This window comes from Micromonospora sp. NPDC048871, assembly GCF_043198155.1.
In the GTDB taxonomy this organism is placed as follows: Bacteria; Actinomycetota; Actinomycetes; order Mycobacteriales; family Micromonosporaceae; genus Micromonospora.
In genome coordinates, this window is the sequence record NZ_JBICUM010000012.1 from 137,926 (window position 1) to 153,859 (window position 15,934).

At 72.4% G+C, this 15,934-nt stretch carries 13 protein-coding genes; 2 read left to right on the plus strand and 11 right to left on the minus strand.

Going from position 1 to position 15,934, the window contains the following annotated elements:
* Positions 1 to 145: 145 nt before the first annotated feature.
* Positions 146 to 613 carry a hypothetical protein gene (locus tag ACGFIK_RS23060; protein WP_327024317.1) on the minus strand — a complete coding sequence of 156 codons (468 nt, stop codon included), beginning with the start codon at positions 611 to 613 and terminating at the stop codon, positions 146 to 148.
* Positions 610 to 1,896 (minus strand): serine hydroxymethyltransferase, encoded by a 1,287-nt coding sequence (gene glyA / locus ACGFIK_RS23065; RefSeq protein ID WP_327024316.1) that lies wholly within the window; start codon positions 1,894 to 1,896, stop codon positions 610 to 612. Before glyA ends, ACGFIK_RS23060 begins: the two co-directional genes overlap by 4 nt.
* 35 nt (positions 1,897 to 1,931) lie before the next feature.
* On the opposite strand from glyA, the gene ACGFIK_RS23070 reads away from it, so the two are divergent.
* On the plus strand, positions 1,932 to 3,389 hold the full coding sequence (locus ACGFIK_RS23070; protein ID WP_327024315.1) for an SDR family oxidoreductase: 1,458 nt from the start codon (positions 1,932 to 1,934) through the stop codon (positions 3,387 to 3,389).
* A gap of 12 nt (positions 3,390 to 3,401) precedes the next feature.
* Here the strand turns inward: ACGFIK_RS23070 and ACGFIK_RS23075 are convergent, their stop codons facing one another.
* From ACGFIK_RS23075 to prmC, 4 genes are all read right to left on the minus strand, one after another.
* Entirely contained in the window at positions 3,402 to 5,513 is a 2,112-nt protein-coding gene (locus tag ACGFIK_RS23075) for a transglycosylase domain-containing protein (protein WP_327024314.1), read from the minus strand.
* Between the two features lie 95 nt (positions 5,514 to 5,608).
* Positions 5,609 to 6,220: a phosphotyrosine protein phosphatase gene (locus tag ACGFIK_RS23080; RefSeq protein WP_327024313.1), complete on the minus strand. Its 612-nt coding sequence runs from the start codon at positions 6,218 to 6,220 to the stop codon at positions 5,609 to 5,611.
* Positions 6,221 to 6,865, minus strand: a complete 645-nt coding sequence (locus ACGFIK_RS23085; protein WP_327027450.1) for an L-threonylcarbamoyladenylate synthase — start codon at positions 6,863 to 6,865, stop codon at positions 6,221 to 6,223.
* Positions 6,865 to 7,818 (minus strand): peptide chain release factor N(5)-glutamine methyltransferase, encoded by a 954-nt coding sequence (gene prmC / locus ACGFIK_RS23090; protein ID WP_327024311.1) that lies wholly within the window; start codon positions 7,816 to 7,818, stop codon positions 6,865 to 6,867. The genes ACGFIK_RS23085 and prmC overlap by 1 nt, the downstream gene beginning before the upstream one ends.
* Before the next feature lie 70 nt (positions 7,819 to 7,888).
* Between prmC and ACGFIK_RS23095 the strand changes: the two genes are divergently transcribed.
* Positions 7,889 to 9,439 (plus strand): GGDEF domain-containing protein, encoded by a 1,551-nt coding sequence (locus ACGFIK_RS23095; protein WP_327027449.1) that lies wholly within the window; start codon positions 7,889 to 7,891, stop codon positions 9,437 to 9,439.
* A 6-nt stretch (positions 9,440 to 9,445) separates the two neighbouring features.
* Here ACGFIK_RS23095 and prfA read toward each other — a convergent pair whose 3' ends face one another.
* From prfA to ACGFIK_RS23120, 5 genes are all read right to left on the minus strand, one after another.
* Positions 9,446 to 10,534, minus strand: a complete 1,089-nt coding sequence (gene prfA, locus ACGFIK_RS23100; RefSeq protein WP_327024310.1) for a peptide chain release factor 1 — start codon at positions 10,532 to 10,534, stop codon at positions 9,446 to 9,448.
* Positions 10,535 to 10,628: 94 nt separating this feature from the next.
* Entirely contained in the window at positions 10,629 to 10,853 is a 225-nt protein-coding gene (rpmE, locus tag ACGFIK_RS23105) for a 50S ribosomal protein L31 (RefSeq protein WP_327024309.1), read from the minus strand.
* A 373-nt stretch (positions 10,854 to 11,226) separates the two neighbouring features.
* Entirely contained in the window at positions 11,227 to 13,317 is a 2,091-nt protein-coding gene (rho, locus tag ACGFIK_RS23110; protein WP_327024308.1) for a transcription termination factor Rho, read from the minus strand.
* A gap of 294 nt (positions 13,318 to 13,611) precedes the next feature.
* On the minus strand, positions 13,612 to 14,565 hold the full coding sequence (gene thrB / locus ACGFIK_RS23115; protein WP_327024307.1) for a homoserine kinase: 954 nt from the start codon (positions 14,563 to 14,565) through the stop codon (positions 13,612 to 13,614).
* A gap of 106 nt (positions 14,566 to 14,671) precedes the next feature.
* The gene (locus tag ACGFIK_RS23120; protein ID WP_327024306.1) at positions 14,672 to 15,916 is read right to left on the minus strand and encodes an MFS transporter; all 1,245 of its coding nucleotides are present in this window, start codon (positions 15,914 to 15,916) and stop codon (positions 14,672 to 14,674) included.
* Between the last annotated feature and the right edge of the window lie 18 nt (positions 15,917 to 15,934).

Consider the following 15,934-nt stretch of genomic DNA (forward strand, 5'->3'; position numbering starts at 1 on the left):
GCCAGGAGTTTCGCAGATGTGCGGCACCCCCCACACTGCGAGCAGCGTGCGGGCGGCGAGTGCGGGCGCGTCAGCCGGAGCCAGCTTACTCCTGCACAGCCACCGAAACAGGGCCACGAAACGCCCACGGACACCGCGGACCGGTTCAGTGACCCGACACCCGGTTCCCGGTCGGCAGCGGTGCCCGCATAGCCCAACTCACATGGGCGGCGATCCACACCACGACGGCCGCGATGATGGCCACCCCCATGTCCGGCAGCCCCGGCCAGCCGCTCTTGGCCACCGCGGCCATCACCACCCCCAGGAAGACCATCTTGGTGGCGTAGGTGACCAGGCCCACGGACATGATCAGTTTCGGGTTGACCGCGTCCGCCCAGGCCACCGAGAAACTGGAGATCAGGTAGCTGACGATGACCAGGCCGATCCCGGCGGCCACCCCGGCCGCGCTGGTGGGGCCGCGTACCAGGGCCGCGATCGGCACCCCGACCACGGCCAGCCCGGCACAGGCCAGCAGCGGCAGGCGCAGGTGCGGCAGCCGGGCCCGGATGGCACCGGGCTCCCCCGCCCGGGGCGCGGGCTTGGCCGCCGGCTCCGGGGCACCGGAGGCGCTCATCGGGGGTACGCCGGGAAGTCGGCGGCCAACTCGGCCACGTCGGCGGCGATCCGGTTCAGTTCGTCGGTCCCGCCCGGGGCGGCGGGGTCGGTGCGTACCGCTCGGGCGATCAACTCCGCGACCTGCCGCATCTGGGGTTCGGTCATGCCCTGGGTGGTGACGCTCGGGGTGCCCACCCGGATGCCGGAGGCGACCATCGGCTTACGTGGGTCGTACGGGATGGCGTTCTTGTTCAGGGTGATGGTCGCCGCGTCGCACCGGGCCTCGGCCTCGGCCCCGGTCACCCCGATCGACTGGAGGTCGATCAGCGCCAGGTGGGTGTCCGTGCCCCCGGAGACCGGGCGCATCCCCTCGGCGGCCAGCCCGTCGGCCAGGGCCTGCGCGTTGGCCACCACCTGGGCGGCGTAGCGGCGGTACTCCGGCTGGGCCGCCTCGTGCAACGCGACCGCCTTGGCGGCGACCGCGTGCATCAGCGGACCGCCCTGGGTGAAGGGGAAGACCGCCTTGTCGATCCGCTCCGCCAGGGACTCCCGGCACAGGATCATCCCGCCCCGTGGACCCCGCAGCACCTTGTGGGTGGTGGCGCAGACCACGTCGGCGTACGGCACCGGGGAGGGGATCACCTGCCCGGCGACCAGCCCGATGAAGTGCGCCGCGTCCACCATCAGGTACGCCCCGACGGAGTCGGCGATCTCCCGGAACAGGGCGAAGTCGATCAGCCGGGGGTACGCGGTGGCGCCACAGATGATCATCTTCGGCCGGTGGGCCAGGGCCAGGTCGCGTACCTCGTCGTAGTCGATCAGCTCGGTGTCCCGCCGGACGGTGTAGCCGACGGTGTGGAACCACTTGCCGGAGAAGTTCACCCGGCTGCCGTGGGTCAGGTGCCCGCCGTGCGGCAGCTCCATCGCCAGCACGGTGTCCCCCGGCTGCACCAGGGCGGCGTACGCGGCCAGGTTGGCACTGGCCCCGGAGTGCGGTTGCAGGTTGGCGTGCTCGGCACCGAACAGGTCCTTGGCCCGGGTGATGCCGATCTCCTCGGCCCGGTCCACCTGGCCGCAGCCGCCGTAGTAGCGCCGCCCCGGGTAGCCCTCGGCGTACTTGTTGGTCAGGGTGGAGCCCAGCGCGGCCAGCACCGCCGGTGAGGTGAGGTTCTCACTGGCGATCAGTTGCAGGCCGGTACGCAGCCGGTCGAGCTCACCGAGCACCACCTCCGCGATCTCCGGATCGCCCGTGCTCAACTGCTCGAAGTCCGGCCCCCAGAAGGTGCCTGTCGCGGTCTCCACAGCGAGTGAGTCTATTGGGCCGCAGACTGGAGCCCGTGAGATGCCTGGTCACCGGCGCGACGGGGTACATCGGCGGACGTCTGGTGCCCCGTCTACTGGCCGCCGGACACGACGTACGCTGCCTGGCTCGCCGGGCCGCCCGACTGCGCGACGTGCCCTGGTCCGGACAGGTCGAGATCGCCGAGGGGGACCTCAGCCGGGCGGAGACCCTGCCGGCGGCCCTGGCCGGGATCGAGGTGGCGTACTACCTGGTGCACTCCCTCGGGCAGGCCGGCTTCGAGGCCGCCGACCGGCAGGCCGCCGTGAACTTCGCCACCGCGGCCCGCGCGGCCGGGGTACGCCGGATCGTCTACCTGGGCGGCCCGGAACCGGCCGCGGAGGACCCGACCGCCTCGGCCCACCTGCGCTCGCGCAGTGAGGTGGGGCGGATCCTGCGGGAGAGCGGGGTGCCGACCGTGGTGCTGCGGGCGGCGGTGATCATCGGCTCCGGGTCGGCCTCCTTCGAGATGCTGCGCTACCTGACCGAGCGGCTACCGGTGATGGTCACCCCGCGCTGGGTGACCAACCGGATCCAGCCGATCGCGGTCCGGGACGTGCTGTACTACCTGGTCGGCTGCGCCGACCTGCCGCAGGAGGTCGACCGGGGCTTCGACATCGCCGGCCCGGACGTGCTCACCTTCGGCGAGATGATGCAGCGCTACGCCCGGGTCGCCGGGCTGCCCCGCCGACTGCTGCTGCCGGTCCGCCCGCTGACCCCCACCCTCTCCTCGTACTGGGTGGGGCTGGTCACCCCGGTCCCCAACTCGCTGGCCCGGCCCCTGGTGGCCAGCCTGATCCACGAGGCGGTGGCCCACGAGCACGACATCGCCGGGTACCTGCCGGACCCACCGGGCGGGCTTACCGGTTTCGACGAGGCCGTCGCCCTGGCCCTGGCCAAGGTCCGCGACGCCCAGGTGGAGACCCGCTGGTCGACCGCCGCCGGGTCGAACGCCCCGGCCGAACCCCTGCCCAGCGACCCCGACTGGAGCGGCGGCACCGCCTACACGGACGTACGGGAACGGCCGGTGGCGGCATCACCGGAGGCGCTGTGGCGGGTCATCGAGGGGGTCGGCGGCGAGCACGGCTGGTACTCCTTCCCGCTGGCCTGGTCGGTACGCGGCTGGCTGGACAAGCTGGTCGGCGGGGTGGGACTGCGCCGGGGCCGACGCGACCCGCACCAGCTGCGGGTGGGCGAGGCGCTGGACTTCTGGCGGGTGGAGGAGATCGTGCCGGGCGAGGTGCTGCGGCTGCGGGCCGAGATGCGGCTGCCCGGCCGGGCCTGGCTGGAGCTGCGGGTGCAGCGCGGCGAGGACGGTGCCGTCCGCTACCGGCAGCGCGCGGTCTTCCTGCCGCACGGCCTGGCCGGGCACGCCTACTGGGCCGCGGTGGCGCCCTTTCACGCCGTTGTCTTCGGCGGCATGGCCCGCAACATCACCGCCCGCGCCGAGGGGTGAGGACAGCCTGGCTCAGTTGCCGGTGCGTTCGCCGGTGACCCGCCAGGCGGTCGTCTCGCTGGGCGGCACGAAGTCACGTACCGGCTGGTCCCGCAGGGTGAAGGCGAGGATCTCCCCCACCGAATCCACCATCGCGCGCTGCACCGCTTGACCCACCGGGTCCTGGGGGTCGTCCGGGTTGGCCGCCATCGCGGCCACCGCCAACTGGGGGGTGAAGGCGACCACCGTCTCCGTGGCGTACCGATCGGAGCTGCCGGTCTTGCCGCCCACCGGCCGGTCTAGCTGGCTGCGCAGCCGGGCGGCCGTCCCGTCGCCGCAGGTGCGGTACATCGACTGGTCGCCGACCGGACAACGAGCCGCGTCCGCAGCCGCCCGGGCCACGTCGACGTCGAGCACCTGCCGACAGTCCGGTTGGCCGGCGGTCACCCGCCGCCCGGCGGCGTCCGTGATCGCGGTGATCGGGGTGGGGGCGCACCAGATCCCCTCCGCCGCCACGGTGGCATACGCCCCGGCCAGGTCCAGGGGGGTGGTGGCGGCCACCCCCAGGGTGAAGGGTCCCCACTCCCGGGCCCCGTGCCGGGCCAGTTGCGCGTCGTCCCGGGCCCGCAGCACGATGCCGAGCCGCTGGGCCATCTCCACCACCCGGTCGGCCCCGATCCGCTCGGCCAGCCAGGCGAAGTAGGTGTTGACCGACTCCCCGAAGGCGGTCCACATGTCGTGCTCCCCGCTCATCGAGGCGCTGGCGTTCTCCGGGCACCAGTAGCCGCCGCAGCTCGTCTCGCCGCTGGCCCGGAAGCCCGTGACGATCCGGTCCGGCGCGTCGAACACGGTGTTCAGCGGCAGCCCGGCCTCCAACGCGGCCAGCAGGGTGAACAGTTTGAAGGTGGAGCCACCCTGGTAGCCGACGATCGTGCCGCCACCGGCGACGAGCTGGTTGACGGTGTTCGGGTGGTTCTTCTGCCCCGCCGGGTTGGCCGCCACGCTGTAGGTCCGGTTCACCGCCATGGCCAGCACCCGCCCGGTGCCCGGCTGCACCACCGCGGTGGGCATCGCGTACCGGGACTGCGCCGAGTAGATCCGCCGCACCTGCTCGGTGGTGGACCGTTGCACGGCCGGATCCAGGGAGGTGACGATCGTGAAGCCGCCCCGGCGCAGGGTGCGCTGCCGCTCGTCGACCGAGCTGCCGAAGGCCCGCTGGTCACTCCACCACCGGGTGAACCAGTCGCAGAAGAAGCCCCAGTCGTTGTGCCCCTCGGGTACCGCGGTGCAGTCGTTCGGGGTCTCGCTGGGGCGCAGGTTCAACGGCTCGGCCTGCGCCTGTTGTGCCACGTCGGGCGGGACCTGGCCGGACTCGACCAGCCGGTCCAGGACGTACCCTCGGCGGGCGGTAGCACTGTCCGCGTCACCGTTGATCGGGTCGTCGGTGTGCGGTGAGCGCACCAGCCCGGCCAGCAAGGCCGCCTGAGCCAGGGTCAGCTCCGCCGGGGAGGTGGAGAAGTAGCGCCGGGCGGCGGCGGCGACACCGTACGCCCCCGCGCCGAAGTAGGCGATGTTCAGGTACCGGGTCAGGATCTGGTCCTTGGTCAGTTCCCGTTCCAGGGCCAGGGCGTACCGGATCTCCTGGATCTTGCGGGCGGTGCTGACCTCGGTGGCGGCGGCCCGCTGCTCCTCGCTGAGCCGTGGATCGTTGCTCAGCACGTTGCGCACGTACTGCATGGTCAGGGTGGAGGCGCCCTGCCGGGTGGTGCCGTCGCGCTGGTTGACCGTGAAGGCCCGCACGACGCCGCGCAGGTCCACCCCGCTGTGCTCGTGGAACCGGGCGTCCTCGGCGGCGATGATCGCCTGGCGCATCACCGGCGCCACCTCGTCCAACGGCACGTCCACCCGGTCCTCCTGGTAGAAGGAGGTGATCAGGGTGGTGCCGTCGTTGGCGTACAGGTTGGACCGCTGGGCGGTCGGTGGCGTACGCAGGCTGCTGGGCAGGTCCGCGTACGGCGCGGCGAGCGACGCCAGCCCGACGCCGTACACCAGGGCGGCGGGCAGCGCCGCCACCGCCAGCGCCAGGCCGGCCAGCGTGCCGGCCAACAGGACGGTGAACACTTTCGGCAGCAACGCCCGGGTCATCAGCTCTCCCCGCAGGAGCCGTCAGGACCCTCCCAGAATGGCGCTAATCACCACTTCTGCTGCCTTTTCCTCCGAATCCGGAGGAGATTCACCGATCAGGGCAGCAGGGTGGCGGCCAGCGGCTGCACGGTCTCCTCGATCTCGTCGGCCACCCGGGTGAAGCACTGGTCCCCGCGCCCCCACGGGTCGTCGAGGTCGTCCGTGGGCAGCAGGGTCGTGCCCTGGCGAGCCGCGTGGGCCGCCTCGACCAGCGCCACCCCCCGGGCGTACACCGCCTCCGGGGAAGCCTCGGCCGCCGGCAAGCCGGAGGGGTCCAGGGTGGCCAGCACCCGCCCGAACTCCCCCAGCACGAAGGTGCGCGCCGCGGCGTCGGGCCGCAGCGCCACCACGTACTCCTGCTGGTCGGCCGTGGCGGTGAGCACCAGGTCGGCCGCGTCGATGTGCTCCGAGCGCAGCTTGCGGGCCGCGAACCCGGCGGTGCTGCCACCCCGGGTGATCACCTGCCGGGCGGCCGGCGGGTTCATCTCCTCGCCGGCGTGCCAACCACCCGTGCCGGCGCTGTGGCTGTGCAGCAGGTCGTCGGCGCGGGCCGGGTCGATGTCGCGCCGGTCCAGGCGCTGCCGTACGGCCAGCACCAGCAGCCGCTCCGCCATCGGGGAGCGGCAGATGTTGCCCATGCAGACGTGCAGAACGGTGAAGGGAGGCACCTACGCCTCCTGGCTCTCGCGCAGCTCCGGCACCACTTCCCGCAGCCGGTCCAGCCCGATGGCACCTTCCCGGACGAGCACCGGATCGTCACCGGTGAGGTCCACGATCGTGCTGGGCACCGGGTCCACCGCCGGCCCCGCCTCCAGGTACGCCCGCACCGAGTAGGCGAGTTGGTCGCGTGCCTCCTCGGCCGTCAGGGCGGGCGGCTGGCCGCTCTTGTTGGCCGAGGCGACCGCCATCGGACCGGTCTCCCGCAGCACCTCCAGGGCGACCGGGTGCAGCGGCATCCGTACCGCCACCACCCCGCTGTCGTCGCCGAGATCCCACCGCAGGCTCGCGGAATGCTGCACCAGGATCGTCAACGCCCCCGGCCAGAACGCCTCCACCAGGTCCCGCGCCTCGGTGGGCAGCGAGTAGACCAGGCCGTCGAGGGTGTGCCGGGAGCCGATCAGCACCGGGGGCGGCGTGTGCGGGGCATCCTTGGCATCCAGCAGGGCCTTGACCGCGTACGGGGTGAAGGCGTCCGCACCCACCCCGTAGACCGTGTCGGTCGGCAGGACCACCAGCTCGCCGTTGCGGACCGCTTCGATGGCCGCAGCGATGCCGCGGTCCCGGTCGGCCAGCGACCGGCAGTCGTAGAGCATCACGAGGAGCCAGTCTGCCACGTGCCGGTCGTGCCGGCCGGTGGGTGGTCCGTTCGGCGGGACGCGGTGGCGAAACGGGGACGCCCGGTCAGGTCGGGATGGGCGGTGATCGCGGTGTAGCGACCGTCCGCGGCCAGCAGGTCGGGCACGGCCGCGCCGTGGGTGTCGTCGTGCTCCACCCCGAGGTGACCACCCGGGCGCAACAGGGTCGCCGCACGGTCGATCACCGGACGGATGACCGACAGGCCGTCCATCCCACCGAAGACCGCCTCCGCCGGGTCGTGTCCGGCCACCTCCGGGGGTACGGCCACCGCCTGCGGCACGTACGGCGGGTTGCACAGCAGCAGGTCGACCTGGCCGACCAGGGCGGCCAGCAGGTCCGGGTCGGTGGCGTCGGCCACCACCACCTCGATCGGTCGGTCTCCGGCCGCGGCCCGGTCCGCCGCGTTGCGCCGCAGCCAGGCCAGCGCGGCCGGTGACCGTTCCACCGCCACCACCCGGGCGGCCGGCACCTCCTGGGCCACCGACAGGGCGATCGCCCCGGACCCGCTGCACAGGTCGACCACCAGGGGCTCCTGGCTCGTCATGCTGCGGAGCCGGTCGACACCCCAGCCGGCGAGCAGTTCGGTCTCCGGGCGCGGCACGAACACACCCGGCCCGACCGCCAGATCCAGATGCCGGAATCCGGCAGTGCCGGTGAGGTGTTGCAGAGGCTCACGGCGCGCCCGGCGGTCCACCAACGCCTGGTAACGGTTTCGTTGCTCGTCGGTGAAATCTTCGGCCAGCGCCAGCCGGCCTCGGGACAGCCCCAGAACGTGCCCGGCCAGCAGTTCCGCGTCCGTACGGGCCGATTCCACCCCGGCGGCGAGCAGGTCCCGGGTGGCAGCGGCCACCAGCAGAGACGGACGGTGCCGTCTCGGTCCTTCGGACGGGTGTTGCGGCTGCGTGGTCACGCCATAATCATGAGTCGTCGCGGTGCACGTGCAAAAGCAGGTGCAGCGGCACGCCGACGGGAGGTCGCGGGTGGGCTGGCTCGACCGGGTCGAGGACCAGGTTGACGCCCTGAGGAAAGCGCGGGCGCTCCAGGAGGTGAGTCGCTCCACGGAGGCGTACGCGATCCTGGACGGGGTGCTGCGTACCACCCGGGACCCGCATACCCGGGGCGATGCGCTGGTGCAACGCCTCTCCGCCCTGATCAACCTGGGCCGCACGGCCGAGTACACCCGGGCCATCGAGGAAGCCTCCGCCGTCGTACGCGATCTCGCCGAGCCCTACCTGCACGGGCACCTCAACGCCCTGGCCGCGCTGGCCGCGCACCACCAGGGCGCGCTGGACCGCTGCGTCACCCACCTGGTGCGGGCCGCCCGGGCCTTGGGTGCGGTCGACGACCCGGATCGGGACACCGCCTGGGGCTGGCACGACCTGGCCATGGCCTACTCCTACCTGAGCTTCCACGGCTACGCCCTGGGTGCGATCGAACGGGCCCGGCAACTGGGCAACGCGGCCGGGATCCCGGAGGAGACCTTCGCCGCCCCGGGCATCCGGCTACGCAATGCGGTGGCCCTGGACCACACCGGCGACGGCGACGGCTGTCTGCGCGTACTGCGGGACATCGCCACCGACCTGACCCGGTTCATCGCCAACGGCACCGCCGACCGACTGCGCCCCAGCAGCCTCGCCGCCTACGGGTACGCCGGGGCCCGCCGGGCCGCCCTCGGTGACGTCGTCGAGACCGTGGGAGGTGCCGACCCGGCCCGGCTGCTCGGGCACGGGGCGGACAGCGCCCGCGCCAGGGACATGCGCCAACTCGGTCAGGTCTGCCTGGCCATCGCCGACGGCCGGCCCATCGAGGCGGTCACCCGGCTGGGCAGCGTGCAGGTCAGCGCCGAGACCCTCGGTGCCGCCGAACCGGCCCGGTTGCGCAGCATCGCCCTGGGCCGGGCCGGTGACCACGCGGGGGCGCACCGGGCCGACCGGTTGGCCTTCCGGCTGGCCGCCCAACGGCACGACCGACTCCGCGACGTCTACATCGACGGCATCGCCGCCCGCATCGACCACGAGGAGATGCGCCGGGAGGCGGCCCGCTTCGAGGGGGAGGCCCTCACCGACCCGCTGACCGGGCTGCCGAACCGCCGCCGGCTGGAGCGCTACATCGCGGCCGTGGTCGCCCGCGGCGAGCGGGTCGTCATCGGCGTCTGCGACCTGGACGGCTTCAAGGCGGTCAACACCCGGCACGGGCACCACTCCGGGGATTTGGTCCTCCAGCGGATCGCTGGGGTGATCAACCGGGTGATGCGCCGGGGTGACTTCGTGGCCCGCTACGGCGGCGACGAGTTCGTGGTCGTCTTGCCCGGTGCCGGGATGACCGAGGCCGCCGAGGTGGCCCGGCGCATCGACGCCGCCATCCGCACCGAGGACTGGGAATCCCTGGTGCCCGGCACCCCGGTCGGGGTCAGCATCGGTTTCTCCGAGGTCGGCGCGGGCGGCCCGGGCCAGCGCGACGCCCTCAGCGCCGCCTTCGAGGCGGCCGACCGGGAGATGCTGCGGGCCAAGGGCTGCCCCCGCGGCGCCTGAGGCTGCTCAGCGGCGGGCCAGTTCCGGGTCCCCGGCCAGTCGGGCGGCCCGGTCGGCCTCGGTGAGGGCGTCCAGCACCCCGTCGAGTTCCCCGGCCAGCGCCAGATCCAGGTTGTACGCCGTGTAGCCGATCCGGTGATCGGTGATCCGGTTCTGCGGGAAGTTGTAGGTACGGATGCGCTCCGACCGGTCGACCGTACGCACCTGGGCCTTGCGGGCGTCCGAGGCGGCCGCGTCGGCCTGCTCCTGGGCGGCGGCCAGCAGCCGGGCCCGCAGGATCCGCATCGCCTGCTCCCGGTTCTGCAACTGGGACTTCTCGTTCTGACACGAGACCACGATGCCGGTGGGCAGGTGGGTGATGCGTACCGCCGAGTCGGTGGTGTTCACCGACTGGCCGCCCGGCCCGGAGGAGCGGAACACGTCGATCCGCAGCTCGTTGGGGTCGATGGTGACATCGACCTCCTCGGCCTCGGGCAGCACGAGTACCCCGGCGGCGCTGGTGTGGATGCGCCCCTGGGACTCGGTGACCGGGACCCGCTGCACCCGGTGGACCCCGCCCTCCCACTTGAGTCGGGACCACACCCCGTTGCCCCCTTCGGGGACCCCCTTGGTCTTGATCGCCAGGGAGACGTCCTTGACCCCGCCGAGGTCGGAGTCCTGGGCGTCGATCACCTCGGTGAGCCAGCCACGTCGCTCGGCGTACCGGGTGTACATCCGCAGCAGATCCCCGGCGAACAGGGCGGACTCCTCGCCGCCCTCACCGGCCTTGATCTCGACGATGACGTCCTTGGCGTCGTGCGGATCGCGCGGGATCAGCAGCTCGGCCAGCCGCTCCTCCAGCGCGGGCAACTCCGCCGCCAGGGTCTCGGTCTCGGCCGCGAAGGAGGGGTCCTCGGCGGCCAGTTCCCGGGCCGCGGCCAGATCCGCCCGGGCCTGTTCCAGCTCGGCGGCGGCCTTGTGCAGCGGGACCAGTTCGGCGTACCGCCGACCGACCCGCCGGGCGGTGCCCTGATCGGCGTGGATGGCCGGGTCGGCCAGCCGCTTCTCCAGCTCGGCGTACTCGTCGAGGAGCCTGGCCAGACGCTCGCTGCTCATGCTGTGCATCGCTCCTTCGAGAATGGCTGGAGGCGGGAACAGACGGACGACGCCCGCGTCCGGCGAGAGCCGGGCGCGGGCGTCGGACCAGGAGCTACTTGGCCTTCTTGGCCTGAACCTTGGCGTACTTCTGCTGGAACTTGGCGACCCGACCAGCGGTGTCCAGGACGCGCTGCTTACCGGTGTAGAACGGGTGGCAGGCGTTGCAGGTCTCGACGTGGATCGAGCCCCCCTTGGCGGTGCTGCGGGTGCTGAAGGTGTTGCCGCAGGAGCAGGTGACCTCGGTGGTCACGTACTCCGGGTGGATGTTCTGCTTCATGTCGCCTCGGTCCTCTCGTCGTGGTCGCCGGGTCGCCCTGACACGCCGTTGCGCGTCGATCGTGGGGCGTGAACCGGAACCGGTGGCCGATTGACCAGTCTGCCATGGGCTGCCGCGGGCCCCGAAATCGGGCCACACCAGCTGGTCGCCGGTAGCAACAACAGCCCTTCCGTACGCATTCCCACCGCCCCGCCCACCATTCCTCCCCCTCCCCCGCCGGCCGGTCGCGCGCCGGGGCGGACTGGGCCAGCGGAGACAACACCCCCTTTGCGCCCAAAGGGGTACGGGCGGCGGGATCCGGGAAGGGAGCGGCCATGCGAAGGGGGCGCGGCCAGTCGGCCACGCCCCCTTCGTCGATCTTCGTCGGCGGAGGTTACTCCCCCGGGGTCGACTTGGCGATCTGCATCAGGAACTCGATGTTGGTACGGGACTGCTTGAGCCGGTCCAGCAGGAGGTCCAGCGACGCCTGCGAGTCCAGCGAGTGCAGCACCTTGCGGAGCTTGTGGATGATGGCCAGCTCCTCCGGCGCGAGGAGGATCTCCTCCTTGCGGGTACCGGAGGCGCTGACGTCCACGGCCGGGAAGGTCCGCTTGTCGGCGATCTTCCGGTCCAGCTTGAGCTCCGCGTTACCGGTGCCCTTGAACTCCTCGAAGATGACCGTGTCCGCCATCGAACCGGTCTCCACCAGCGCGGTGGCGAGGATGGTCAGCGAGCCGCCGTTCTCGATGTTGCGGGCCGCGCCGAGGAACCGCTTCGGCGGGTACAGCGCGGTGGAGTCGATACCACCCGACATGATCCGGCCGCTGGCCGGCGCCGCCAGGTTGTACGACCGACCGAGCCGGGTCACCGAGTCGAGCAGTACGACCACGTCGTGGCCCAGCTCGACCAGGCGCTTGGCCCGCTCGATCGCCAGCTCGGCGACCGTGGTGTGGTCCTGCGGCGGACGGTCGAACGTGGCCGCGATGACCTCGCCCTTGACCGAGCGCTGCATGTCGGTGACCTCTTCGGGCCGCTCGTCGACCAGCACCACCATCAGGTGGCACTCCGGGTTGTTGTGCGTGATCGCGTTGGCGATCGCCTGGAGCACCATGGTCTTACCGGCCTTCGGCGGCGAGACGATCAGCGCCCGCTGCCCCTTGCCGATCGGCATGACCAGGTCGATCACCCGGGTGGTGAGGATGTGCGGCTCGGTCTCCAGCCGCAGTCGCTCCTGCGGGTAGAGCGGGGTGAGCTTGTAGAACTCCGGCCGCCGCTTGGCCTCGTCCGGCTCCATCCCGTTGATGGTGTCCAGCCGGACCAGGGGGTTGTACTTGTCGCGACGCTGCTCGCCGTCCCGGGCCGCCCGCACCGCACCGGTGATCGCGTCACCCCGGCGCAGGCCGTACTTCTTGATCTGGGACATCGACACGTACACGTCGTTCGGACCGGCCAGGTAGCCGGTGGTCCGGACGAAGGCGTAGTTGTCGAGGACGTCGACGATGCCGGCCACCGGCACGAGCACGTCGTCCTCGCCGACCTGCGGCTCACGGCCGCCGGACTCGCCGCCGGACTCGCCACGCTCGTTCCGGCCGCGCCGACGGTCCCGGAAGCGGCTACGCCGGCTGCGCCGACCTCCGCTCTCGTCGTCGTCGTCGTTGTTGGTGTCCCGCTCGGCACGCTGTCCGCGGTCCCCGCGCTCGCCACGCTCAGCACGGTCACCCCGCTCGGAGCCGCGCTCACCGCGGTCGGCACGGTCACCCCGCTCGCCCCGCTCGGTACGGTCGCCCCGCTCGGTGCGCTCAGCACGATCGCCCCGCTCGGTGCGCTCGGTGCGGTCGCCCCGCTCGGTGCGCTCGGTGCGGTCGCCCCGCTCGGTGCGCTCAGCCCGCTCGGCGGTGCGCTCGGCGGCACGCTCGCCCCGCTCGGCGGCACGGTCGGTCCGCTCGGCGGTCCGCTCCGCGCCGCGCTCGGCACGCTCGGCAGGACGCTCAGCGGTCTGCTCCGCAGCCCGCTCGGTACGGCGCGCCCGGCCCTCGGTCCGCTCGCCGGCCTCGGCTGCGGGCTCCTCAACGCGCGGCTCCGCTGCGGCGGTGGCCCGGCTGCGCCGGGTCCGGGTCCGGCCCTCGGTCTCGACGCTCGCCGCCGGTTGCTCGGCGGCACGGCGACCGGACTCCGGCCGCTCAGCGCTCTCGCGTACCTCGGCGTGGACCTCTTCGCGGGCCGGCGCGGCGGCCGCCGCTACCTCGGCCCGTGGTCGAGGGGCGCCCGCGGCGCTGCCCTGCCGCTCGGTGATCGCGCTGATCAGCTCGCCCTTGCGCATGCGAGCCGTCCCCGAGATGCCGAGCGACGCAGCCAGGCTCTGCAGCTCCGGCAGCAGCATCGCCGACAAGCCGGTGCCGCTACGCCGGCGGCGGGCAGGAGCAGCGGTGGTGGCATCGCCAGCGACGTTGGAAACATCCGACGTCACGTCGGTGGTGTCGCTCAATGGATTCCTTCCCTCGATAGGCCGGGACTGCCCGGAATCGACTACAGGTGGCCGGGCGGCCTCGGTGCACCCGCCTCGCATGACGCTTCGCGGGAGTCTGTGACACAGCAGCCGGTCGGTCGCCCGACCCACCCAGGAAAGCTGTGGGCGGCGTTTCGCCGTCTGCGGCGACCAGTGAAGACTGCGGTGCGGCGTGGCCTAGGCAGGGGTGACGGGCTTACCGCCGAAAGCTTCGGGGGGCGCCGACCCGCAGGAGATCGCATGCTTCGCGGCTGTGCTAAGTCTAGAGCGTAATCAACTCTTGCGACCTGCGGCAACAGGGTCCCGCTCCGCGTGTCCGAGTCTACCTTGCCCGACCTGGGCACCGCGTACGTCCACCGGCAACCGCAGAATCCGCCAATCTGTTCCCGGCTCGAACCCTTCGGGCAGGTCAGACAGGGCGAGGGCGGTCGGACCCGCCCCACTGACCACAGCGGCCACACCGGCCGCACGCAACTCTTCCACCACGGCGGCCGTACCCGGCATCGAGGACGCCCGGTAGTCCTGGTGCAGTCGGTCGACCGTGGCCGGCAGCAACAGATCCGGCCGGGTGGTCAACGCGTGCACCAGCAGCGCCGCCCGACCGGCGTTGAGCGCGGCGTCGCCGTGCGGCACGGTCGGCGGCAGAGCCGCCCGGGCGGAGGCGGTCAGGCCCCGCTCGGTGGGCACCAGCACCGTGGGGCGTACCCCCTCGGCCACCGGCAACGACACGGCCCGTGCGCCGGAGGGCTCCGTCCAGGCCAGGGTGAACCCGCCGAGCAGGCAGGGTGCCACGTTGTCGGGATGGCCCTCGATCCGGGCGGCCAGCCGCAGCGCGGCGTCGTCGTCGAGCCGCTGGGTCCCGTCGGTCACCAGGGCCCGAGCCAGCAGCACCCCGGCGACGATGGCGGCCGAGGAGGAGCCGAGCCCACGGGCCTGCGGGATCCGGTTCACGCACTCCACCGACAGTCCCCTCGGCTGCCCACCGAGTTCGTCGAAGGCCGCCCGCATCGCGCGTACCAACAGGTGGCTGTCGTCCAGCGGCAGGTCACCGGCGCCCTCACCGACCACGGAAACGGTCACGCCGCTCGTGGTCACCTCGGCGGCCACATCGTCATAGAGCGCCAGGGCCAGACCCAGGGCGTCGAAGCCGGGCCCCAGGTTCGCGCTGGTGGCGGGGACCCGGACCCGGTAAGGGCCGGCGGCGAAGGTGGTCGGCACGCCGCCCATGCTAGGGGTTCACCGACCGGGTCCGGGGCACCGCCCGTCCCCTGAGACGCAACTCGCGCCCGAGCGCGCTTTGCTCGCAGGCTCTAGCCTGACCGCACCAGTGCCCTCACCGAGTGCCGGTCTCGGCGACGGTCGGCTCCGGGGCGGCCAGCGAGAGCCGTCGGGTGGCCACCCGCCAGCCGATCGCGTACACCAGAGTGACCAGGCCACAGCCGGCCAGCACGACCCGTTCGTCCACCACGTCGATGACGAAGGCGACCACGAGTTGGCTGACCGAGATGGCCAGGGTCGCCAGCATCATGTCGGTGGCGAAGACCCGGCCCCGCAACCGGTCCGGCACCTCGCCCTGCAACGCGAAGTTGGACATCACCCAGTTGCTGCCACCGGCGAAGTGCGCCACGAAGACCAGGACCAGCACCAAGGGGAACCAGGACACCAGGGAGGTGCCCAGGTAGGCCAGCCCGTAGGCCGACATGGACAGGGCCAGCCCCGGCAGCAGCCAGGCGCGGTTGGTCAGCACCCGGCGCATCAGGATCGGACCGATCAGGGCGCCCGCACCGCGTACCGCGAACAGCAGGCCGGTGCCGATCGGGCCGACCCCGTACAGCCCGGCCAGCAGCGGGAAGACCGTCAGGACGCCGTTGCCCAGCCCCACCGCCGACTTGACCGTGACCAGGGCCAGCACCCGGGGGCGGTGTCCGATGTAGCCCAGGGCCTCGCGGATCGCCGTCCAGGTCTGCGGTACCGGCGTGTTCTTGTCGCGGGGCGCCTGCAAGGGCCGGCGGATGCGCCCCGCCAGGCCGGCGGCGACCACCAACGCGACCACGGCCACCCAGAAGCAGACGTACGGGCCGGTGGCGGCGGTGAGCACCCCGCCGAGTGAGGCCCCGACGATGGTCATGGTGCCCCAGGCCGAACCGGCCACCGCGTTGCCCGCAGCCAGTTCCTCGGGTTCGAGCACATTGGGCAGGGCGGCCTGCGCGGCCGGGGAGTAGAAGGCCTTGGCCATCGCGATCACTCCGATGCCCAGCATCGCCAGCCACGCCGTACCGGAGCTGCGTACCCCGAGCAGGAGCAGCACCCCGACGAGCGCGGCCAGGTTGGACACGATCATGATCTTGCGGCGGTCGAACCGGTCGGCGATGGCCCCGGCGTACGGCAGCAGCAACGCCAGGATGCCGGTGTCCACCGCGAGCACCAGGGCGCCCCACACCCCGCTGCCGGTCAGCTTCGGCAGCAGGACCAGCAACGGCACCATCACGAACCAGTCGGCCCCGAAGACCACCAACTCGGCCATGAACAGATTCCGGAAGTTCCGGTTGCGGGTGAGGACCGACACGGTGGAGACCACGAGGCGGACCATACCTGC

What these genes read in the sequence shown, in the direction of transcription:
- ACGFIK_RS23060 (WP_327024317.1), bottom strand. Translation starts at nt 613, where the DNA reads ATGAGCGCCTCCGGTGCCCCGGAGCCGGCGGCCAAGCCCGCGCCCCGG.
- ACGFIK_RS23075 (WP_327024314.1), bottom strand. Translation starts at nt 5,513, where the DNA reads ATGACCCGGGCGTTGCTGCCGAAAGTGTTCACCGTCCTGTTGGCCGGC.
- ACGFIK_RS23085 (WP_327027450.1), bottom strand. Translation starts at nt 6,865, where the DNA reads ATGCTCTACGACTGCCGGTCGCTGGCCGACCGGGACCGCGGCATCGCT.
- prfA (WP_327024310.1), bottom strand. Translation starts at nt 10,534, where the DNA reads ATGAGCAGCGAGCGTCTGGCCAGGCTCCTCGACGAGTACGCCGAGCTG.
- rpmE (WP_327024309.1), bottom strand. Translation starts at nt 10,853, where the DNA reads ATGAAGCAGAACATCCACCCGGAGTACGTGACCACCGAGGTCACCTGC.
- thrB (WP_327024307.1), bottom strand. Translation starts at nt 14,565, where the DNA reads ATGGGCGGCGTGCCGACCACCTTCGCCGCCGGCCCTTACCGGGTCCGG.